At 59.1% G+C, this 21833-nt stretch carries 24 protein-coding genes; 12 read left to right on the top strand and 12 right to left on the bottom strand.

Annotated elements, in window-relative coordinates; all coding sequences use genetic code 11:
- Positions 1–102: 102 nt before the first annotated feature.
- A complete protein-coding gene (gene acs, locus IE038_RS21745; protein ID WP_189396265.1) occupies positions 103–2058 on the bottom strand; it encodes an acetate--CoA ligase in 1956 nt (651 codons plus the stop codon).
- A 415-nt stretch (positions 2059–2473) separates the two neighbouring features.
- Between acs and IE038_RS21740 the strand changes: the two genes are divergently transcribed.
- Positions 2474–2734, top strand: a complete 261-nt coding sequence (locus IE038_RS21740; protein WP_163939134.1) for a DUF2790 domain-containing protein — start codon at positions 2474–2476, stop codon at positions 2732–2734.
- On the opposite strand, the gene IE038_RS24725 is transcribed toward IE038_RS21740, so the two are convergent.
- A complete protein-coding gene (locus IE038_RS24725; protein ID WP_268244594.1) occupies positions 2731–2856 on the bottom strand; it encodes a hypothetical protein in 126 nt (41 codons plus the stop codon). The genes IE038_RS21740 and IE038_RS24725 overlap by 4 nt on opposite strands.
- Positions 2856–4427, bottom strand: a complete 1572-nt coding sequence (locus tag IE038_RS21735) for a sigma-54-dependent transcriptional regulator (protein ID WP_163939135.1) — start codon at positions 4425–4427, stop codon at positions 2856–2858. Before IE038_RS21735 ends, IE038_RS24725 begins: the two co-directional genes overlap by 1 nt.
- A 270-nt stretch (positions 4428–4697) precedes the next feature.
- On the opposite strand from IE038_RS21735, the gene phhA reads away from it, so the two are divergent.
- The 4 genes from phhA to IE038_RS24720 all read left to right on the top strand — a co-directional run bounded on the left by phhA (position 4698) and on the right by IE038_RS24720 (position 7429).
- Positions 4698–5486, top strand: a complete 789-nt coding sequence (phhA, locus tag IE038_RS21730; RefSeq protein WP_163939137.1) for a phenylalanine 4-monooxygenase — start codon at positions 4698–4700, stop codon at positions 5484–5486.
- A gap of 43 nt (positions 5487–5529) precedes the next feature.
- A complete protein-coding gene (locus IE038_RS21725; RefSeq protein WP_065760732.1) occupies positions 5530–5886 on the top strand; it encodes a 4a-hydroxytetrahydrobiopterin dehydratase in 357 nt (118 codons plus the stop codon).
- Positions 5886–7079 (top strand): amino acid aminotransferase, encoded by a 1194-nt coding sequence (locus IE038_RS21720; protein WP_163939139.1) that lies wholly within the window; start codon positions 5886–5888, stop codon positions 7077–7079. Before IE038_RS21725 ends, IE038_RS21720 begins: the two co-directional genes overlap by 1 nt.
- Positions 7080–7297: 218 nt before the next feature.
- A complete protein-coding gene (locus IE038_RS24720; protein WP_268244592.1) occupies positions 7298–7429 on the top strand; it encodes a hypothetical protein in 132 nt (43 codons plus the stop codon).
- 69 nt (positions 7430–7498) lie between these two features.
- Here the strand turns inward: IE038_RS24720 and arfB are convergent, their stop codons facing one another.
- The 7 genes from arfB to IE038_RS21685 form a co-directional block, all read right to left on the bottom strand.
- On the bottom strand, positions 7499–7912 hold the full coding sequence (gene arfB, locus IE038_RS21715) for an alternative ribosome rescue aminoacyl-tRNA hydrolase ArfB (RefSeq protein ID WP_163939141.1): 414 nt from the start codon (positions 7910–7912) through the stop codon (positions 7499–7501).
- Between the two features lie 91 nt (positions 7913–8003).
- Positions 8004–9425 carry an amino acid permease gene (locus IE038_RS21710; RefSeq protein WP_163939143.1) on the bottom strand — a complete coding sequence of 474 codons (1422 nt, stop codon included), beginning with the start codon at positions 9423–9425 and terminating at the stop codon, positions 8004–8006.
- Between the two features lie 733 nt (positions 9426–10158).
- Entirely contained in the window at positions 10159–11208 is a 1050-nt protein-coding gene (rluB, locus tag IE038_RS21705) for a 23S rRNA pseudouridine(2605) synthase RluB (RefSeq protein ID WP_163936058.1), read from the bottom strand.
- Between the two features lie 146 nt (positions 11209–11354).
- On the bottom strand, positions 11355–12122 hold the full coding sequence (gene scpB / locus IE038_RS21700) for an SMC-Scp complex subunit ScpB (RefSeq protein WP_163936055.1): 768 nt from the start codon (positions 12120–12122) through the stop codon (positions 11355–11357).
- A gap of 24 nt (positions 12123–12146) precedes the next feature.
- A complete protein-coding gene (locus IE038_RS21695; protein WP_498053009.1) occupies positions 12147–12977 on the bottom strand; it encodes a segregation and condensation protein A in 831 nt (276 codons plus the stop codon).
- The gene (locus tag IE038_RS21690) at positions 12974–13603 is read right to left on the bottom strand and encodes an L-threonylcarbamoyladenylate synthase (protein ID WP_163936052.1); all 630 of its coding nucleotides are present in this window, start codon (positions 13601–13603) and stop codon (positions 12974–12976) included. Before IE038_RS21690 ends, IE038_RS21695 begins: the two co-directional genes overlap by 4 nt.
- 13 nt (positions 13604–13616) lie before the next feature.
- Positions 13617–14480: a PHP domain-containing protein gene (locus IE038_RS21685; RefSeq protein ID WP_163936049.1), complete on the bottom strand. Its 864-nt coding sequence runs from the start codon at positions 14478–14480 to the stop codon at positions 13617–13619.
- 66 nt (positions 14481–14546) lie between these two features.
- On the opposite strand from IE038_RS21685, the gene IE038_RS21680 reads away from it, so the two are divergent.
- The 6 genes from IE038_RS21680 to IE038_RS21655 all read left to right on the top strand — a co-directional run bounded on the left by IE038_RS21680 (position 14547) and on the right by IE038_RS21655 (position 18583).
- On the top strand, positions 14547–15143 hold the full coding sequence (locus IE038_RS21680; protein WP_163936047.1) for a septation protein A: 597 nt from the start codon (positions 14547–14549) through the stop codon (positions 15141–15143).
- A gap of 1 nt (position 15144) precedes the next feature.
- Positions 15145–15444, top strand: a complete 300-nt coding sequence (locus IE038_RS21675; protein ID WP_163936044.1) for a YciI family protein — start codon at positions 15145–15147, stop codon at positions 15442–15444.
- A gap of 123 nt (positions 15445–15567) precedes the next feature.
- On the top strand, positions 15568–15969 hold the full coding sequence (locus IE038_RS21670) for an SH3 domain-containing protein (RefSeq protein WP_163936041.1): 402 nt from the start codon (positions 15568–15570) through the stop codon (positions 15967–15969).
- A 7-nt stretch (positions 15970–15976) separates the two neighbouring features.
- On the top strand, positions 15977–16654 hold the full coding sequence (locus IE038_RS21665) for a response regulator transcription factor (RefSeq protein ID WP_163936038.1): 678 nt from the start codon (positions 15977–15979) through the stop codon (positions 16652–16654).
- Positions 16655–16774: 120 nt separating this feature from the next.
- Positions 16775–17188 carry a Spy/CpxP family protein refolding chaperone gene (locus IE038_RS21660; RefSeq protein WP_163936035.1) on the top strand — a complete coding sequence of 138 codons (414 nt, stop codon included), beginning with the start codon at positions 16775–16777 and terminating at the stop codon, positions 17186–17188.
- Between the two features lie 63 nt (positions 17189–17251).
- Entirely contained in the window at positions 17252–18583 is a 1332-nt protein-coding gene (locus IE038_RS21655) for a sensor histidine kinase (RefSeq protein WP_163936031.1), read from the top strand.
- Between the two features lie 31 nt (positions 18584–18614).
- Here the strand turns inward: IE038_RS21655 and IE038_RS21650 are convergent, their stop codons facing one another.
- Positions 18615–19178 carry a nitroreductase family protein gene (locus tag IE038_RS21650; protein ID WP_163936028.1) on the bottom strand — a complete coding sequence of 188 codons (564 nt, stop codon included), beginning with the start codon at positions 19176–19178 and terminating at the stop codon, positions 18615–18617.
- 101 nt (positions 19179–19279) lie between these two features.
- Here IE038_RS21650 and IE038_RS21645 point away from each other — a divergent pair, with 101 nt between their 5' ends.
- The gene (locus IE038_RS21645; RefSeq protein WP_189396264.1) at positions 19280–20734 is read left to right on the top strand and encodes a TrkH family potassium uptake protein; all 1455 of its coding nucleotides are present in this window, start codon (positions 19280–19282) and stop codon (positions 20732–20734) included.
- A 4-nt stretch (positions 20735–20738) separates the two neighbouring features.
- Here the strand turns inward: IE038_RS21645 and IE038_RS21640 are convergent, their stop codons facing one another.
- A complete protein-coding gene (locus tag IE038_RS21640; protein ID WP_189396269.1) occupies positions 20739–21761 on the bottom strand; it encodes an AraC family transcriptional regulator in 1023 nt (340 codons plus the stop codon).
- Between the last annotated feature and the right edge of the window lie 72 nt (positions 21762–21833).

Below are 21833 nucleotides of genomic sequence, written 5' to 3'. Positions count from 1 at the left end.
GAATTGGTTACCGATGAATGTCGAAGTAACAGCTCACCCTGCCCAAAACAAGAAAGCCCCGCCTGGCGTCTGCCAGGCGGGGCCTCTGGAGCAACACAACCGTCAGGCGGCGGTCATGGTCTTGTGGGTATCGATCAGGTGCTGCACCACGCTTGGATCAGCCAAGGTGGAGATATCCCCCAAGCCATCGTACTCAGCCGTCGCGATCTTGCGCAGGATGCGTCGCATGATTTTGCCCGAGCGGGTCTTCGGCAAGCCCGGCGCCCACTGGATAACGTCCGGCGAAGCGATCGGGCCGATCTCCTTGCGCACCCAGTTCTTCAATTCCTGACGCAACGCCTCGGTAGGCTCTACACCACCATTGAGCGTGACATAGACATAGATGCCCTGCCCCTTGATGTCGTGCGGCACACCTACAACAGCTGCCTCAGCGACTTTAGGGTGGGCAACCATGGCACTTTCGATCTCTGCAGTCCCCATGCGGTGGCCGGATACGTTGAGCACGTCATCCACACGCCCGGTGATCCAGTAATAGCCATCCTCGTCGCGACGAGCGCCGTCACCCGTGAAGTACATGCCGCGGAACGTCTTGAAGTAGGTGTCGACGAAACGATCGTGATCACCAAACAGCGAACGGGCCTGACCTGGCCAGGAATCAAGAATCACCAGGTTACCCTCGGCAGCGCCATCAATCAGGTTGCCAAGGTTATCCACCAACGCAGGCACCACGCCGAAGAACGGACGCGTCGCAGAACCAGGCTTGAGTGCAGTAGCACCAGGCAGCGGGCTGATCAGCACACCGCCGGTTTCGGTCTGCCACCAGGTGTCGACAATTGGGCAGCGCTCTTTACCGACAGTCTTGTAGTACCAGCTCCAGGCCTCTGGATTAATCGGCTCGCCCACAGAACCCAGCAGGCGCAGACTGGAACCGTCGGCCCCCGCGACGGCGGCCTGCCCCTCGGCCATCATGGCGCGAATGGCCGTCGGCGCCGTGTAAAGGATGTTCACTTTGTGCTTGTCGATGATCTTCGACACACGGGTAATATCCGGATAGTTCGGCACACCCTCAAACAGCAAGGTGGTCGCACCATTGGCCAACGGGCCATAAACAATGTAGCTGTGGCCGGTGATCCAGCCTACGTCAGCCGTACACCAGTAGACATCACCCGGGCGGTAGTCAAAGACGCGCTCATGGGTCAGCGCGGCGTACACCAGGTAACCGCCAGTGGTATGCATCACACCCTTTGGCTTACCGGTGGAGCCCGAGGTATAGAGGATGAACAGCGCTTCTTCCGCACCCATTTCCTTCGGCGCGCAATGGCTGGAAGCGACCTTCATCAGGTCTTCGTACCAGATGTCACGATGCTGGTGCCAGGCAATTTCGCCACCCGTGCGCTTGCAGACGATGATCTTCTGCACACTGCTCGTTTCAGGGTTGGTCAGCGCCAGGTCGACATTGCCCTTCAGCGGTGTGCGACGCCCACCACGCAGCCCCTCATCCGCCGTGATCACAATCTTGGATTTGCAGTCAATGATACGACCCGCCAATGCCTCCGGCGAGAAGCCACCGAATACGACCGAGTGAATGGCACCGATGCGGGCACACGCCAGCATCGCAACCACGGCCTCGGGAATCATTGGCATATAGATGGTAACCACGTCGCCGCGGTGAACGTCCTGACCGCGCAACGCGTTGGCAAACTTGCAGACTTGCTCGTGCAGCTCACGATAAGTGATGTTGCGGCTTTCAGAGGGATCGTCACCCTCCCAGATGATCGCAACCTGATCCCCGCGCTCCGCCAGGTGACGGTCGAGGCAATTGTAGGAAACGTTCAGAGTGCCGTCGGCGAACCACTTGATATCGACATGGTGGTCATCGAAAGAGGTCTGCTTGACCTTGGTGAAGGGCCTGATCCAGTCGAGGCGCTGAGCCTGCTCGCGCCAGAAGCCGTCCGGGTTGATCACCGACTGCTGGTACATGGCCTTGTAGGTTGCCTCGTCGGTCAACGTGGTGGCTGCAACCTCGGGACGAACGGGATACAGAGAAGCCGCACTCATCTTTGTTACCTCGGTGTAATAGTTGTTTTTGTATGACCTCGATGTAACTGTACCAGAGCCGCCCAAGCCATTCGACATTGGTAGTAACAAAGCAGTCTTTTCTGTCAATACCTGGCCCAAACAGCTCTAGATCAAGCATTACAGAGCGATTCCACACTTAAAATCGCAGGCAACCGGCAAGACTACCCGTCGATTGTTACAGTTTCCGCCAATAGTGTTTATCAAAAGTGCATCTGTTTAGCACCGCAACCTCGCCCTAAAATTCACCTCGCCAGCAACGGCAACGCGATTAACAACTTGTACAGCCCCCACGAAGGCCGTTAATCACGCACTAATCTTGAGCATTAAAACTGTTGCACACGTAGCTCCACAAGAGCTACGTGCCCCCTTAAAGACCTAGACAGGTAAAATGAAAATGAAAGCGTTACTGGTATTGGCACTCGGCACTTTTTGCGCATCCGCCATGGCTGATGAAGTTGCAAATAATGCAGCCGAGCAAATTCCGGTTGAACAGTACAGTTACTCGCAACACCTGGACATCGCCAAAGTTATTTCCATGAGCGAAATCCCGAATGTTTGCGAAGTCGTTCCAGCACGCATGACCTACGAAGACTCACAAGGCCAAAAACACATTCTCGAGTACCGAGTAATGGGTAACGGTTGCTCCAACGGCTAATCGCCAGGGCTACTGACCGCAGCGCCTCGCTTCTCGAAGAACGAGGCGCGCTGCGAAAACGGCAAGGCCGCATCAGCGCGCAACACCGAGCCACTGAAATACAAACAACGTCCTCCCTGCATTACGCCACACCACCCTGCCCAGATTTTCCAACGGCGTGTTCACGCAACTTGTTGGCAATCGTGGTATGCGAAACACCTAGCCGCTTTCCTAATGCGCGACTACTTGGATACTCATCCAACAAGCGCTCCAATACTGCTTTTTCAAATCGCCCCACTATTTGTGCCAGATCGCCGTCCAGGGAAAACTCACCCAATGGCTGTCGCGCGCCATAATCCGGCAAACGAATGTGCTCAGCTTTCACAATACCGCCATCACACAATGAGACCGCCTGAAACAGAACATTTTCCAATTGTCGAACATTACCGGGCCAGTGGTACTGGCTCAGACGCTCCATTGCGGCCGGCGCCAATTTCGGTAATGCACAACCAATCTGCCGACTGGCCTGATCCAGAAAATGCTCAACCAGCGGCGACAAGCCGTCCAGGCACTCCCGCAATGGCGGAATATGCAGCGAAAGCACGTTCAGGCGGTGATAGAGGTCCTGGCGAAACTCACCCCGCGCGCACAGCTCGGACAGGTCCACCTGGGTAGCGCAGATCACCCGCACATCCAGATACACCTCCTCATCACTGCCCACTCGGCGGAAGCAACCATCCTGCAGGAAGCGCAGCAATTTGACCTGCAAGCGCGGGCTCATCTCGCCAACGCCATCGAGAAACAGTGTCCCTCCCGCCGTCAACTCCAGCAGCCCTAGCTTACCTTCGGCGCGAGCCCCTTCGAAGGCGCCCGGCCCATAACCGAACAGCTCGGTCTCAGCCATCGACTCAGGCAACCCTGCACAGTTAAGCGCCATAAGCGGCGCCTGACCACGCGGACTGGCCAGATGACAAGCACGCGCCAGCAACTCCTTGCCGGTACCTGTCTCCCCCTCGATCAGCAGCGGCGCATCCAGTGGTGCCATCCTGCGCGCCTCACGCACCACGGCCGCCATGACTTTCGAGCTTTGAAAAATGCTGTCGAAGCCTCGCAGCTCCTGTTTGCGCACATTGTAGATCCGCTCACCAATGCGGTCGGCACGGTGCAGGGTCAGGACTGCGCCCGCCAGCGCCTCACTGTCGTCATGTTCCGACTGCAAGGGCGCGATATCTGCCAGGAAGACATCGCCCTTGACCTTGACCCGCAAGCCATTGATGCGTGACTTGTTCGCCCGCACCAGCTCCGGCAAATCGAAATCCTCGGCATAGCGGGACAAGGGAATACCCGGCACTTCATCGACCCGCACACCCAGCAATTGCGCCGCAGCACGGTTGGCGGCAACGATCGAGCCGCCCATGTCGATGGACAACACCGGGAAATCCAGAGCACCGAGCAGTGCATTGAGCTCCATGTGGCGACGTTCGCTGGGCATAAGCCCCACACGCTTCACGCCAAACACACCGGCAATCGACTCGAATTTTGGGCGCAAGGCCTGGAACTGCAGATTGATCAGGTTCGGACAATGCAGGTAGATCGCATTGCCGTGCTCTCCACCCACCTCACCACGCGCAACGTTGATGCCGTAATCCACCAACAGATTGAGGATGTCACGCAGGATGCCGATGCGATTTTGGCAGTGCACTTTGATACGCATGAAATGTCCTACAAGTAAGGCTTCGCTCGGTATTTATTCACACAAGCGCTAGAATTACTGTAAAGAATACGTGACAAATTAGCGCAAACTCAATGGCATCCAAGCCTTTGATTATCGAATCAGCGGAGACTCGTAAAGTTATCGTTACAAAAAACCTGTCCTGCCGGACCGATGCACCGCCTTCCACCAGGTGCAAACGCATTCCCGACAGGCTATCTCTAGGGCCATGGCTTGACCCATAACAATAAAGGCCCTCAGCAGGAGAGCAGCATGAAACAGACGCAATACGTGGCTCGTGAGCCCGATGCGCAGGGGTTCATTGACTACCCGCAAGAAGAACATGCGGTGTGGAATACCCTGATTACCCGCCAACTGAAGGTCATCGAAGGCCGTGCGTGCCAAGAGTACCTGGACGGCATTGATCAGCTGGGCCTGCCTCATGACCGCATCCCGCAACTGGGCGAGATCAACAAGGTACTCGGCGAGACCACGGGCTGGCAGGTTGCTCGCGTGCCCGCGCTGATCCCCTTCCAGACCTTCTTTGAACTGCTCGCCAGCAAGCGCTTCCCGGTCGCCACCTTCATTCGCACCCGTGAAGAGCTCGACTACCTGCAAGAGCCGGACATTTTCCATGAAATTTTCGGCCACTGCCCGCTGCTGACCAACCCGTGGTTCGCCGAATTTACCCACACTTACGGCAAACTCGGCCTGAACGCCACCAAGGAACAGCGTGTCTATCTGGCTCGCCTGTACTGGATGACCATCGAGTTTGGCCTGGTAGAAACGCCACAAGGCCGCAGAATTTATGGCGGCGGTATCCTTTCCTCGCCAAAGGAAACCGTCTACAGCCTGTCCAACGAGCCGGAGCACCAAGCCTTCGACCCACTCGAAGCCATGCGTACGCCGTACCGCATCGACATCCTGCAGCCCTTGTACTTCGTGCTGCCGGACCTGAAGCGCCTGTTCGACCTCGCCCATGAAGACATCATGGGCATGGTTCAGAACGCCATGCAGCTAGGCCTTCACGCACCGAAATTTCCACCGAAGGTAGCCGCCTGAGCTACCCATCCATACCCATAACAAACCACTTGCGGAAATACCTATGAACGCCTTGAACCAAGCCCATTGCGAAGCCTGCCGTGCCGATGCCCCACAGGTCAGCGACGAAGAATTGCCGGTACTGATCAAACAGATTCCGGATTGGAACATCGAAGTTCGCGACGGCATCATGCAGCTGGAAAAAGTATTCCTGTTCAAGAATTTCGCCCACGCACTGGCCTTCACCAACGCCGTCGGGGCAATCTCCGAAGCTGAAGGTCATCACCCAGGCCTGCTCACCGAGTGGGGCAAAGTCACCGTCACCTGGTGGAGCCACTCGATCAAAGGCCTGCATCGCAATGATTTCATCATGGCCGCCCGTACCGACGAAGTCGCCCAGACTGCGGAAGGTCGCAAGTAATGCACTTCGACGCCATCGCACGCGTACCGGGCGACCCTATCCTGGGGCTGATGGAGGCTTATGCCAAAGACAGCAACCCGAACAAGTTCGACCTTGGCGTCGGCGTGTTCAAGGATGCCCAGGGACTGACACCCGTCCCTGTTGCGGTGAAAGTTGCCGAACAACGCTTGCTCGACAGCCAGGCTAGCAAGAGCTACGTGGGCGGCCATGGTGACGCCACTTTCGGTCGACTGATCTGCGAACTGGTGCTGGGTAACGAATCGCCGCTGCTGCAAGCGCAACGCGTCGGTACCACCCAAACACCTGGGGGCACCGGTGCTTTGCGACTGGCTGCGGAGTTCATCAAGCACTGCCTGCCAGGACGCGGCATATGGTTGAGTGATCCGACCTGGCCTATCCATGAAACCCTCTTTGCCAGTGCTGGCCTCGCGGTTCATCACTACCCCTATGTGGGAGCAGACAACCGCCTGAACGTCCCGGCCATGCTGACGGCGCTGGAGTCTGCCCCAAAGGGTGACGTGGTACTGCTGCACGCCTGCTGCCACAATCCGACCGGTTTTGACTTGTCGCAACAGGACTGGCTGGCCGTGCTGGAGGTCGTTCGCCGTCGAGAACTACTGCCACTGATCGACTTCGCCTACCAAGGCTTTGGCGATGGGCTTGAGGAAGACGCCTGGATGGTACGGCGGTTCGCCGCTGAACTGCCTGAGCTACTGATCACCAGCTCCTGTTCAAAGAACTTCGGCCTGTACCGGGAGCGTACCGGCGCCCTGCTGGTCAGCAGCAAAGACGCCCAGAAGCTGCTGGACGTGCGCAGCCAATTGGCTCTGCTGGCCCGCAACCTCTGGTCAACGCCACCCGACCATGGCGCCGCAGTGGTTGCGCAGATTCTTGGCGACCCGGCATTGAAACACCTGTGGGTCGAAGAAGTGGACGCCATGCGCCAGCGCATCGCCCAACTGCGCACAGGCCTGGTCGAGGCACTGGCGCCGCACGGCTTGCGTGAGCGCTTTGCCCACATTGCTCAGCAGCGGGGCATGTTCTCCTACACCGGTTTGTCTGCGGAACAGGTCACGCAACTGCGTGAACGCCATAGCGTCTATTTGGTCAGCACAGGCCGGGCGAACATCGCTGGCGCTGATGCTGCACGACTGGACGCACTGGCAGCGGCCATTGCTGACGTCTGTCGCTAACCCCAAGCAGGCCGTTCTCCACAAGGGAACGGCCTCGCTGACGATACACGCCGCGCACTACCGCCCACCTTTCCCTGCCGAGCACGCCCAAAGTATGAGCCGCCGATTGGCAGTAAAACTCATACTGTCACGCAGACTCCTGTATCCTGCCGAGGCTTTTTGCAAAGCCATGCGCATATTGCGCAGCCTTTCCACTCACACTTGCGAGGAACGACGAGATGCATGAAATCCCGAATCTTCCCTTCCCAAGCCTGAACCCCGCCGAGCAGGAACCTGCTCTTCATAGCGCCGAAGCAGCCAATGCTGCTGACACCAACGGCGAAGAACTTCCGAGCGCCGACCAGGAATAACCGCGCACAGAGGGTGTGGAAACCTGCATCGGGGCAACCCAGCCCGCGGTTTTCACACCACCGAGCCCCTCAGTAATCCACCTTGCCTCGCCCAGCCTTTATCGTCCCACGCTTGCTTTTGCTCTCCAGCCTGCGGGTCTTGGAGCCCAAGGTCGGACGCGTCGGCCTGCGCACCTTCTCAACCTTGACCGCCGACTTGATCAACTCGATCAGACGCTCCAGCGCATCGGCGCGATTCTGCTCCTGAGTACGGTACTGTTGAGCCTTGATGATGATCACGCCCTCGCGGGTGATACGGTGATCACGCAGCGCCAGCAAACGCTCCTTATAGAACGTCGGCAATGACGAAGCCTGCGTATCGAAGCGCAGGTGAACGGCACTGGACACCTTATTGACGTTTTGCCCGCCGGCCCCCTGGGCACGGATCGCGCTCAGTTCAATCTCGTCATCAGGAATATGCACAGCATTGGATATGATCAACATGGGTCTGGCTTGAAGAGAACGACCTTCAGCATACCCCATAAAAACCAAAAGCCCGGCACAAGGCCGGGCTCTTGAAGGACATCACAGCGTGTTACTTGGCGGTGGCGCTCACAGCGACAACGGATGCCTGGGCGCTACGCTTGTTCTTCAGCACGTAGCAACCCCACATCACCACCACCCACACAGGGATGGCATAAACCGACACCTGAATGCCCGGGATCAGCAGCATGATGCCGAGGATGAAAACCACGAAGGCCAGGCAGATGTAGTTGCCATAGGGATACCACAACGCCTTGAACAGCGAAGTCTGACCAGTACGGTCCATGTGCTGGCGGAACTTGAGGTGCGAGTAGCTGATCATCGCCCAGTTGATCACCAGGGCTGCAACCACCAGCGACATCAGCAACTCCAGCGCATGCTGCGGGATGAAGTAGTTGAGCAGTACAGCGACCAAGGTCACACCGGCCGAGGCCAGAATCGAGCGCACCGGTACGCCACGCTTATCGATTTTCGCCAGACCTGCCGGGGCATCACCCTGCTCAGCCATGCCGTAGAGCATACGAGCGTTGCAGTACGTGCCACTGTTGTAGACCGACAGCGCAGCCGTCAGCACCACAAAGTTGAGAATATGCGCGGCAGTATTGCTACCGAGCAGAGAGAACACCTGCACGAATGGGCTGCCACTGTACGCGTCGCCAGAACTGTTCAGGCTGGTCAGCAGGCTATCCCATGGAGTCAGCGACAACAGTACGACCAGGGCGCCGATGTAGAAAATCAGGATACGGTAGATGACCTGATTGATCGCCTTGGGAATAACTGTTTTCGGCTTGTCGGCTTCGGCCGCAGTGAAGCCGAGCATTTCCAGGCCGCCAAACGAGAACATGATGATCGCCAGCGCCATGACCAGGCCACTGACACCGTTCGGGAAGAAACCACCGTGATCCCACAGGTTGCTGACCGAGGCTTGCGGTCCACCACTGCCACTGACCAGCATGTAGCTGCCCAGGGCAATCATGCCGACGATGGCCAGCACCTTGATGATCGCGAACCAGAACTCAGCCTCACCAAAGACTTTGACGTTGGCCAGGTTGATGGCGTTGATCATCACGAAAAACACCGCCGCCGAGACCCAGGTCGGAATTTCCGGCCACCAGTAGTGAACGTACTTGCCGACTGCCGTCAGCTCCGACATGCCCACCAGGATATACAGCACCCAGCAGTTCCAGCCGGAAAGGAAGCCGGCGAAACCACCCCAGTACTTGTGGGCGAAGTGGCTGAACGAACCGGCAACCGGCTCTTCAACGATCATCTCGCCGAGTTGGCGCATGATCATGAACGCGATGAAGCCACAGATCGCGTAACCGAGAATCATCGACGGGCCCGCCGACTTCAACACACCCGCCGAGCCGAGGAACAGCCCGGTACCAATGGCACCGCCCAAGGCGATCAACTGGATGTGGCGATTTTTCAGGCCACGCTTTAGCTCACCTGAATGCGAGTTTTGTCCACTCATGAACGGAGTCACCTGTTTGTTTTTATCTGTGACGGAATCGGACCCACCGCGCTCGTGGCGCAGCGGAATTAACAAGGTGGTAGACCTTGAGGGTTCTTGGACGGGGTCGGTCGACACGGGCGGCAGCCCGGACGAATTAGCCTGGTGTCAGCAAGATTGCGCGGTACGCATTGGGGTCACAGTTAAAACGCGGCGCATTGTATACCCCTGCAGTCGGGCAGGGGTCAACACGTTGCGTTAATGTCTGCTGACAAAACGCACCGGTCCTGTGGGAGAGGTGGAGCCTGGAAGTGTGTCTGGCGTGCATGGCGCCTCCGATTGTTCTTATTAGCAGCCCAGGCTCTTCGGCCCGGCTTTGCACACGGCAATGGCGCACATATCACCGCGCCCGGCGGACGCGGGCAAGCCATTGACGCTCACGGAAAGCGTAACGACAGAGGGTTTTCGGCAAGGTTTTGTTACAGCTGGCGGTGGCGGGCGATTTGATGGGGGAAAAACGGTATTCTTGTAAATATTTCCTTACAAGACGGTTCAGAAACTTTCCACATAGTGGAGAAAGGCTTGCCTGCGATGGCGTCAACACGGTGTCAGTGCGTACGCGGTGCCTGCATCGTTGGCAAGCCAACGGCCTTCATGGATCAACGCCAGTCGTTGCCTCAAAAAACAAACCCCCGCTAAAAAGCGGGGGTTTGTTGGCAGCCCGAACCAACCCGAAGGCTGGCTGTGATAGCGCTTACTCAGCGCGTGGCGGCTTGCCACGGCTGCTGCCTGGACGCTTCGGCGCAGGCTTGCGCTTGTTCATCTCGCTAGGACGCTCGGCAACGGTGGAGCGCCCCTTGCGTGGCGACTCATCGCGAGGCTGACGTGCTGGACGCTCAGTTGCACCGTCCTTGGCAGGACGCAGCGTACGTACACGCTCACCGCGGCCAACTGGCTTGGACGACTTGCGCTGCATCCGCTCAAGCTTGTCCTTGACCTTGGCTTTCATCGCCGGCATGGCGACCGGGGTCAGGCCTACTTCGGCAGCCAGGATATCCACTTCGCCCTGGCTCATTTCGCGCCAGCGACCCATCGGCAGGTCGGAGTTGAGGAACACCGGACCGAAACGCACGCGCTTCAGGCGGCTGACCACCAGCCCCTGGGACTCCCAGAGACGACGAACCTCACGGTTGCGCCCTTCCATGACCACGCAGTGATACCAGTGGTTGAAGCCCTCACCACCCGGTGCTTCCTGGATGTCGGTGAAACGCGCAGGGCCATCTTCGAGCATCACGCCGTTTTTCAGGCGGGTCAGCATGTCTTCGTCAACTTCACCACGCACACGCACGGCGTACTCGCGGTCCATTTCGTACGAAGGGTGCATCAGGCGGTTGGCCAGTTCACCGTCCGTAGTAAACATCAACAGCCCCGTGGTGTTGATGTCGAGACGACCGATGTTGATCCAACGGCCTTCTTTCGGGCGAGGCAGGCGGTCAAACACCGTCGGACGGCCTTCCGGGTCGTCACGGGTGCAGATCTCGCCATCGGGCTTGTTGTACATGATCACGCGGCGTACGGTTTCAGAGGCTTCTTCGCGCTTGATCAGACGGCCGTCGACCGAAATGGCGTCGTGCAAATCGACACGCTGGCCAAGGGTGGCGGCAACGCCATTGACCTTGATGCGCCCTTCACCAATCCAGGCCTCAACATCACGACGCGAGCCCACGCCAATACGCGCGAGTACTTTTTGCAGTTTCTCGCCGGCTGGACGTGGTGGGGTTTCTTGCAGGTCTTGTTCACTCATCTGGGCACCTCCCGGTGTACTGAAAATCATGGTGTGGGCGCATTGGCACCCAAACGGGCACGAATGATACGCCGAACGCAGACGCGGCGCATCACGGACGCGTTGGAATTCGCCGGCCACCTGACAATTTCCGCTCGAAGGTGAACTCAGTCGCGCGGCATGTCTTCGACAGACTCAGGCTCATCCGCCGCCGACGGAGTGTCGTCGAGCATGTCATCGAAGTCGGTCTTGAGCCCCTCCTCCATCGAGTCGAGTTCAACCAGCAGGCTATGAAAACTGGTTTCTTCGCGCTCGACTTCAGGCTCGACACTGGCATCCGCCAGCGCCTGCAGATGAGCAGGTACAGGCGCATCGTCCGGATCAAGCAGCGGCTCGGGTTCCATTTCCCTCAGTTCGGCCAGTGGCGGAAGCTGGTCGAGGCTCTTGAGGTTGAAATGATCGAGAAAGGCCTTGGTGGTAGCGAACATTGCCGGCCGCCCCGGCACTTCCCGGTAGCCTACGACACGAATCCATTCGCGCTCCAGCAAGGTCTTGGTGATATTGCTGTTGACTGCCACACCGCGCACGTCTTCGATCTCGCCACGGGTAATGGGCTGACGATAGGCAATCAAGGCCATGGTCTCCAGCAACGCACGAGAATAGCGCTGCGGACGCTCTTCCCATAGCCGCCCAACCCAGGGGGCATAGTCTTCGCGAATCTGCAGGCGGTAGCCGGAGGCCACCTCCTTGAGCTCGAACGCACGGCCATTGCAGGACTTGCGCAGCACGTCCAGGGCCTTTTTGAAGACCGCAGGCTCCGGGCGCTCGGCTTCCTCGAACAGCTCAAAGAGCCGCTCCAGCGATTGCGGCTTGCCCGACGCCAACAGAAAGGCCTCAAGCAGGGGCGCCAGGTCCCGTGGGTCGTTCAGGTTCATTGCCATGCTCGTTGCTTGTAGGGGTTACTCGGCACGCGCCCGGACATGGATCGCGGCAAAGGGCTCATTTTGCACCAGTTCGATCAAGGATTCCTTGACCAGCTCAAGGATCGCCATAAAGGTCACCACAACACCCAGCTTGCCTTCTTCCGCCGTAAAGAGCTCGACAAACGGCACGAAACCACCGCCCTTCAGCCGCTCCAGCACCTCGCTCATGCGCTCGCGGGTAGACAACGCCTCACGACTGACCTGGTGACTTTCGAACAGATCACCACGGCGGAGCACCTCGGCCATGGAGACCAGCAGCTCTTCAAGGCTGACATCAGGCAGCAACTTACGCACCTTGGCTTGCGGTGCCTCAAGCCTGGGCACGATCACATCACGCCCCACGCGACTGAGCGCGTCAATCCCTTCGGCGGCGGCCTTGAAGCGCTCGTACTCCTGCAGGCGGCGAATCAACTCGGCACGTGGGTCGTCCTCCTCGGCCTCGACCTCCGCCGAGCGTGGCAGCAGCATGCGCGACTTGATCTCGGCCAGCATCGCCGCCATGACCAGATACTCGGCAGCCAGCTCCAGACGCACGCTCTTCATCAACTCGACGTAGCCCATGTACTGACGCGTAATTTCAGCCACGGGGATGTCGAGAATATCGATGTTCTGTTTGCGGATCAGGTAGAGCAGCAGGTCCAGTGGCCCCTCAAAGGCCTCCAGGAAGACCTCCAGCGCATCTGGCGGAATGTACAGGTCCACCGGCATTTCGGTCAGCGCCTGGCCATAGACCAGCACCAGGGGCAACTCTTGCTGAGCCCCTGCCTGTGGATCGACGAGCGACTCGGTGGTGTCGGACTGGCTCACGCTTCGACCAGAAATGGCGCTGGATCGCCGCAGCCCACACGCACCACTTCCGGTTCACCCTCAGCCAGATTGATGACCGTGGACGCCTTGAGGCCACCAAACCCACCATCGATGATCAGGTCGACATGGTGCTCCAGGCGTTGGCGCATTTCATACGGGTCCGTCATCGGTTCGTCGTCACCCGGCAAGATCAGGCTCACACTCATCAACGGCTCACCCAGCTCTTCAAGCAGCGCAAGGGTGATCGGATGATCCGGCACCCTGAGACCGATCGTGCGGCGCTTTTCATGCATCAATAGCCGCGGCACTTCACGGGTAGCATTGAGAATAAAGGTGTACGGCCCAGGTACATGGGCCTTGAGCAAGCGAAAGGTACCGGTATCGATTTTGGCATACAGCCCCAACTGCGACATGTCACAACACAGCAGTGTGAAGTTGTGGCTCTTGTCCAGCTTACGCAACTGCCGAACCCGCTCAATGGCATTCTTGTCGCCAATCTGGCAACCCATGGCGTAGGCCGAATCGGTGGGGTAGATCACCACCCCCCCTTTGCGAATGATCTCCACGGCCTGCTTGATCAAGCGCGGCTGCGGATTCTCCGGATGAATCTGGAAAAATTGACTCACATTTTCTACCTGTTCAGACCGCGTCGATAGGCTGCTCATGCTTGAATCGGCGCCATAGAGGCGGCAGATCCTCGGGCAATGGCCGGTAGACACCGATCTCCGACCAGGCGCCCGGACCATGGAAATCACTGCCAGCACTCGCCAGCAGACCGAATTCACGGGCCAGGATGGACAACGTGCCCACCTGCTCGGCTGGCATCATCCCGTTCACCACTTCCAGCGCCTGCCCGCCTGCTTGAATATAGTCGGCAATCAGCCGACGGCGCTTGCTACGCGTAAATTCATAATGCAGCGGATGCGCCAGACTCACCCAGGCATCTGACTGACGCAGGGTTTCAACGGTGTCTTCAAGGCTCGGCCAGTGCTGCTTGACGTCCCCCAGCTTGCCTGCCCCGAGCCATTTGCGAAACGCTTCGCCACGGTCTTTGACATAGCCTGCGCGCACCAGAAACTCGGCAAAATGCGGTCGTGCCGGGGCATTGCCGCTGTCGCCAAGCTCCTTCTGTATGGCCCGTGCGCCGTCCAGCGCCCCGGCCATACCCTTCAGGGCCAGCCGTCGGTCGATTTCCTCGGCACGCAACCAGCGCCCTTGGTGCAGCGCATCGACCGCCGCATTCAGCGGCGCGGCATCGAGTGGAAAGCCATAACCCAGCACATGAATGGTGGCACCCCCCCACATGCAGGACAGCTCTACACCACTGACCCACTGCATACCCAGCGCGCGCGTAGCCGTGCGCGCTTCATTTTGCCCTTCAAGGGTATCGTGATCGGTCAGGGCCAATGTCCGCACGCCGTGTTCATGAGCCCGAGCGACCAGTGCCGTGGGCGACAAGGCGCCATCGGAGGCCGTACTGTGGCAGTGCAGATCAACATTCATAGGTGGCGCTTTCGCTGTCATTGATGTTTGTTATTATGCCGTCACATCCTGCTTCTGGCTGCCACTGTGAAACAATTCATCGATTTCATCCCGCTGCTCCTGTTCTTCATCGTCTACAAACTTGAACCTCGCGCCGTCGAAATTGCCGGCCACAGCTTTCAGTTGGGCGGTATCTATAGCGCTACGGCGATGCTGATCATCAGCTCTCTGGTGGTCTATGGCACGCTGCTCATCCGTCAGCGCAAGCTGGAAAAAGGCCAATGGCTGACCCTGGTCGCCTGCCTGGTGTTCGGCGGCCTGACCCTGGCCTTCCACAGCGAGACCTTCCTGAAATGGAAAGCCCCGGTGGTCAACTGGCTGTTTGCACTGGCCTTTGCCGGTAGCCACTTCATCGGCGATCGCGTGCTGATCAAACGCATCATGGGGCACGCCCTGACGCTGCCAGCCCCGATCTGGGGGCGCCTGAACATCGCCTGGATCGTTTTCTTCCTGTTCTGTGGTGCAGCCAACCTGTTCGTCGCGTTCACATTCCAGAGTTTCTGGGTGGACTTCAAGGTGTTTGGCAGCCTGGGCATGACCATCATTTTCCTGGTCGGCCAGGGCGTGTACCTGTCCCGCCACCTGCACGACAGTGACCCCACCACTCCGAAAACCGAGGACTGACATGCTCTACGCCATCATCGCCAGTGACGTTGCCAACTCGCTGGAAAACCGCCTGGCTGCGCGCCCTGCCCATCTGGAGCGCCTGCAGCAACTCAAGGCTGAAGGCCGCGTCGTACTGGCGGGCCCGCACCCGGCCATCGACAGCAACGATCCAGGCGCAGCCGGTTTCAGCGGCAGCCTGATCGTCGGGGAGTTCGAGTCCCTGAGCGCCGCCCAGGCCTGGGCTGACGCAGACCCGTACATTGCCGCCGGGGTTTACGACAAGGTTGTGGTCAAGCCGTTCAAGCAAGTCCTGCCGTAATGCCAGAGGCGGTGCGCACAACAGCGCACCGCCTGCCAGCATGCCTTTCTGGCGTCAATCGCTCATCATTCTCGTTAAACGGCCGACAACCTCTGGAACACTTGAGTGGAATCAGGAGTTCCAATGCGTCAAGGTACGTTGTCCCTACTGCTATCCCTGCTGCTGTTGAGCCCCCTTGCCCAGGCCGAAGACACCGCTGCCAGTACACCGCTATCACTTAGCGCCGGCAGTCAGATCACTGAGCTGCAACAACGCCTGAAGGAAAGCGAGGCACAGCGCCAAGCGCTGAGCCAACAACTGCAAAATCTCGATAACACACGCGAAAGCGCACAGCTGAGCGGGCTTCGCCAGGAAAACCAGCGCTTGAAAGCTCAGCTCAACGAGTTGCAAGCCAGCAGCCCGATGAAACTGTTGACCGATCAACAACAATGGTTCGTGATTGGCGGTGGAGTTGCCCTCTTGGCAGCACTCTGCGGTATCTTTGCCAGCGGTAGCTACAGACGGCGCCGGCAATGGTTGAATTGAGTGAGACATGAGCGAGCTGTTACTGATCGATGATGACGAGGAACTCTGCGAGCTGCTGAGCAGTTGGCTGACCCAGGAAGGCTTTCAGGTGAGGGCTTGCCACGATGGCCAGAGTGCCCGCAAGGCCTTGGCCGAGTACGCGCCAGCGGCTGTGGTACTGGACGTGATGCTGCCCGACGGCAGCGGCCTTGAACTGCTCAAGCAACTGCGCAGCGAGCATGCCGAGCTGCCTGTCGTGATGCTGTCGGCTCGCGGCGAGCCGCTGGATCGCATTCTGGGCCTGGAACTGGGCGCCGACGACTACCTCGCAAAACCCTGCGACCCTCGAGAACTGACTGCGCGCCTGCGCGCGGTGCTACGCCGCAGCCATCCGGCGACACCGCCCAGCCAGCTGGAAATCGGCGACCTGAGCTTCAGCCCAGCCCGTGGCGTCATCAGCATCAATGAACATGAACAGACCCTGACGCTCTCCGAGAGCCGCATTCTCGAAGCCCTGCTGCGCCAGCCCGGCGAGCCATTGGAAAAGCAGGAACTTGCGCAAATCGCCCTTGGACGCAAGCTCACGCTGTACGATCGCAGCCTGGACATGCATGTCAGCAACCTGCGTAAAAAACTGGGCCCACACCCGGATGGTCGCCCCCGAATCGTCGCCCTGCGCAGTCGTGGCTATTACTACAGCCTTTAATGTCAGGCCGACACCCGCGACTCTTTACCCAAGCTTTACGCTTGCCTGACCGCCGTTGACCTTGATCTCCCTACACTGAGCACATCCGGCCACTACCGGTTTCAGACAAGGAGATTCACCATGCGCAAGACCCTGATCGCTCTGATGCTCGCTGCAACCCTGCCAACTGTCGCCATGGCCATGCCCGAAGGTGGTCCACGCCATGACGAACACCATCGCGGCGGCGCACCCTTTGCTCAACTGGACCTGACCCACGAGCAACGCCAACAGGTCCACAAGCTCATGGGTGAGCAGATGAAAGAGCGTCGCGAGATCACCCAACGCTACCTGGAAAAACTCCCGGCAGCCGATCAAAAAGCCATGAAAGACGAGTTGAAGGCCAAGGAAGACAAAACCCAGGCCGACATTCGTGCACTGCTCAAGCCCGAACAGCAAAAACAGTTCGATGAAATGAAGAAAAAAGAAGCTGAGCGCCGCGCCGAATGGGACGAGTTCAAAGCCTGGAAAGCTGAAAAAGCCACCAAGGCTCAGTAAGCTGTGCCACACCTGCCCGGTCTGCCATGGCACACCGGGCATTCTCCGTTAGAGGTGCCTCCTTTGCGTTCATTGTTCTGGCGCATCCTTGCCAGTTTTTGGCTGGCCATCACGCTGGTTGCCGGCCTGTCGATACTGCTGGGCCACATGCTGAACCAGGACGCCTGGATTCTCAGCCGTCATCCTGGGTTGAACACCCTGGCCAAAAACTGGACCGAGCGCTACGAACAGGCCGGCCCGGAAGTCGCGCAAGGCTTGTTGGAACAGCGCAAACGGCGTTATCACATCGACGTCCAGGTGCTCAACGAGAGCGGCGATGCGGTCGTTCCAGGAACATTCCCACGCCGTGCCGCCGCCTTTGAGGCTCGCCAGCACAATGATGAACGACAGCTCCCCTGGCGCCGGCTCACAGAGGAGTACACCAGCCCAAGCACGGGTGACACCTACCTGCTGATCTACCGGATCCCCCACCCGGAACTTGACGCCTGGCACCGCGAAAGCCTGCTATGGCCATTGAGCGCGTTGGGGATTGCGCTGGTCGTGCTGACCCTGTTCAGCCTGCTGGTGACGCTGTCGATCACGCGCCCACTGGGAAGGCTGCGCGGCGCGGTGCATGACTTGGGGCAAACCGCCTACCAACAAAACAGCCTGGCTCGACTGGCCAGCCGACGCGACGAATTTGGCGTACTGGCCAACGACTTCAACCGCATGGGCGCACGCCTGCAAAGCCTGATCGGCAGCCAGCGCCAGCTGCTTCGCGATGTGTCGCACGAGCTACGCTCGCCACTGGCACGTTTACGCATCGCACTGGCCCTTGCAGAACGCGCCGGACCAGAACAACGTGAAGCACTATGGCCCCGACTGACCCGTGAGTGCGACCGCCTGGAAGCCCTGATCAGTGAAATCCTGGCATTGGCCCGTGTCGATGCCGAACAGGCAAAGGCCGAACCGATTGACCTTTCGGCCGTGCTGCTGAATGTAAAGAAGGATGCACTGCTGAATGCCCCTGAGCAGGAAATTCACCTGCACGCCGAGCCCGAGCTGGCCCTTCAGGGCTGGCCGACACTGCTGGAACGTGCACTGGACAATCTGTTGCGCAATGCCCAACGCTTCAATCCGCCAGGGCAGCCCATTGAGCTCAAGGCCACTCGCGACAATGAGCGGATCATCATCAGCGTACGCGACCATGGCCCTGGGGTGGCTGACGAACACCGTGATCAACTGGGCAAACCGTTCTTCCGCGCCCCGGGGCAAAGTGCAGCAGGTCATGGCCTGGGGTTGGCCATTGCCCGGCGAGCGGTGGAGCGTCATGGCGGCAGCCTGACGCTCGCCAATCATCCACAAGGCGGATTTATCGCAACCCTGACCTTACCGCTCGCGGGTGCTGCACAGTAACCTGATCCGGCGACTGGCAGCACGAATCGGCTCAGCGCGGCATGGGCCACGCGCTGACGAAGTCCTCGGTGGCCAGCACCGGTGCCGTGCGCGGTTCGTTCTGCGGCGTACCCACGTAAAGGAAAGCGATGACCTCCTCCCCTTCAGCCAAGCCCAGCCCCTTGGCCACGTGGGCACTGTAGGACAGATCACCGGTACGCCACACTGCACCAATACCCTGGGCATGAGCCGCCAGCAGAATACCGTGCGCCGCACATCCGGCGGCCAGGCGTTGCTCCGACTTAGGCACCTTGAAGTGGTCCTGCAGGCGAGCAATGACCACAATCAGCAGCGGTGCACGCAACGGCATGGCGCGGGCTTTGTCCAGCGTCGCCTGGGTCGCGCCACCCTTTAGCTCCGTCGCTTCGACGAGCAACTGCCCCAGTTGTTCGCGTGCTGCGCCTTCAATGGTGAGAAATCGCCATGGGCGCAATTGACCATGATCGGGTGCACGCAAGGCTGCCTGAAACAGCGCCTCACGCTGTGCAGCATTCGGTGCCGGCTCCACCAGGCGTGGAACGGAAACACGGTTGAGCAATGCGTCGAGAGCCTCCATCGGCTACCCCCCTGTAATTGAATGTAGGGCCATTCTAGCGTTTACATAAAAAGGTCCATAGGTAGAATGGCGCCTTTCCGCATCGAGTCAGAGCAGATCACATGGCGTTGCCGACCTTAAGGATCATTGGTTTCATTATCGGCATCTTCCTGATTACCCTGGCAATCAGCATGGTCGTGCCCATGGCCACCCTGGTGGTTTTCGAGCGCACTGGCGACTTGACCTCATTTCTCTGGGCCAGCCTGATCACCTTTTTAGCCGGCCTGGCACTGGTCGTTCCCGGGCGCCCGGAGCACGTGCATCTGCGCCCACGGGACATGTACCTGCTCACCGTCAGCAGTTGGCTGGTGGTGTGTATCTTCGCGGCATTGCCCTTTCTGCTGACCCAGCACATCAGCTACACCGATGCGTTCTTTGAAAGCATGTCAGGCATCACTGCCACCGGCGCTACCGTACTGAGCGGCCTGGACACCATGTCTCCGGGCATCCTGATCTGGCGCTCGCTCTTGCACTGGCTGGGCGGTATCGGTTTCATCGCCATGGCGGTTGCGATTCTCCCGTTGCTGCGCATCGGTGGCATGCGCCTGTTCCAGACCGAGTCGTCCGACCGCTCGGAAAAGGTCATGCCACGCTCGCATATGGTCGCCAAGTCGATCGTCATGGTTTACATCGGTATCACGACCCTCGGTGGCCTGGCGTTCTGGCTCGCCGGCATGAACCCGTTCGACGCCATCAACCACGCCATGTCAGCCATTTCCACCGGTGGTTTCTCCACCTCCGACCAGTCTCTTGCCAAGTGGGACATACCTGCAGTGCATTGGGTCGCCGTGGTGGTGATGATCCTCGGCAGCCTGCCCTTCACCCTGTATGTCGCAACACTGCGAGGCAACCGCAAGGCGCTGCTAAGAGATCATCAGGTTCGCGGCTTGCTCGGCCTGCTGCTGGCTACCTGGGCAGTACTTGGCACGTGGTACTGGGCCACGACCGATCTCCACTGGCTTGATGCCTTGCGCCACGTAGCGCTGAACGTGACCTCCGTGGTGACCACTACCGGTTTTGCACTGGGTGACTACAGCCTGTGGGGTAATTTCTCGCTGATGCTGTTCTTCTACCTGGGCTTTATCGGTGGCTGCTCCGGCTCGACTGCCGGCGGGATCAAGATCTTCCGCTTCCAGGTCGCCTATACCCTGCTCAAGGCCAACCTGAATCAACTGATCCACCCACGGGCCGTGATCAAGCAGAAGTACAACGGGCATCGTCTCGATGAAGAAATCGTGCGCTCGATCCTGACCTTTTCGTTCTTCTTCGCCACCACCATCTGCGTTATCGCCTTGGCCTTGTCGTTGCTGGGCGTCGACTGGATGACTGCACTGACAGGTGCTGCAGCCACCGTTTCCGGTGTCGGCCCTGGATTGGGCGAAACCATCGGCCCTTCCGGCAACTTTTCCAGCCTTCCAGACGCAGCCAAGTGGATTCTGGCGGGCGGCATGCTGCTCGGCCGCCTGGAAATCATCACGGTACTGGTGCTGTGTATGCCGGCGTTCTGGCGTCATTGATCGCCTAAGCGCTTGGCAGCAACCCTCCCAGGCGTGCCCGATACTCCCCGGGCGTGACATCGAACCAGCGCCGAAACGCTCGGAAAAAGTTGCTTGGGTCAGCAAACCCCAGCAGGTAGGCGGCCTCAAGCAAGGTCATCCCGGGCTGGGCGAGATACTGTTCGGCCAGCTCGCGACGGGTGTCGTCGAGCAAGGCCTGAAAGCTGGTCCCCTCTTCCTGCAATCGTCGCTGCAGGGTGCGTTGGGACAGATGTAGCGCCTGGGCAACCATTTCTCGCTTAGGCTCGCCCTGAGGCAGCATCCGGCACAGTACCTGGCGGGCCCGATGCGTTACCCGGCTCTCGGAAAAACGCGCAAGGTACTCACCAGCAAAACGATCATGAAGGGTGGCCATGGCTTCGTTGGCCGTTGGCAACGGCGCCTCCATGTCGCTGCGTTCAAAAATCAACGCATTGTGCTCAGCACCGAATACCAGCGGTGCCTGGAAGGCTGTTCGATAGGGTTCCAGATCGACAGGCTGCGGCCCGTGGATCAACACCCGACGCAATTGAATCGGACGACCGCTAAGCCAACTGGACAGCGACAAGGCACACGCCAATGAGGCTTCGGCGCTGTGGCGGGTCGGCGGCAGGTGATCACCATGCACCGTCAACACCAACGCGTACCCCTCCGGCTCCAGACGGAAAGACAGATCAGAGCTCTCGGCAATGATTCGTTGATAACGGACCAGACGCTCGAACCCCTCAGCCAGGGTTCGACTGGACATCAAGGCATAGCCGACGACATGGAAGGAAGCCGGGCGCACAACGCGGGCCATGTTCAGACCGATCGCCTGATTGCCGGACAGCTCAACGGCCAACTGCCAGAGGCGCGTCATGGCATCCTGTGGAAAGCGTGCGTCGGGATCATCCAACGCCGCAAAGTCCAGACCAATCTGGGTGAACATGGCGCGACAGTCGAGCCCTTCCAACTCAAGTGCCTTGACGATTCCCGATGCCCAGCTTGCTGAAGTGGTTCTTTCGCTCATGGCTGGCTTGGCGGCCTCAAGGAGCAAGTGCAACACCTGATGTAAGGTGTTGCCATGTCTACCCAATACAGT

This window comes from Pseudomonas laurentiana, from assembly GCF_014648275.1.
Lineage (GTDB): Bacteria > Pseudomonadota > Gammaproteobacteria > Pseudomonadales > Pseudomonadaceae > Aquipseudomonas > Aquipseudomonas laurentiana.
This window is presented reverse-complemented; position numbering and strand designations above follow the sequence as displayed.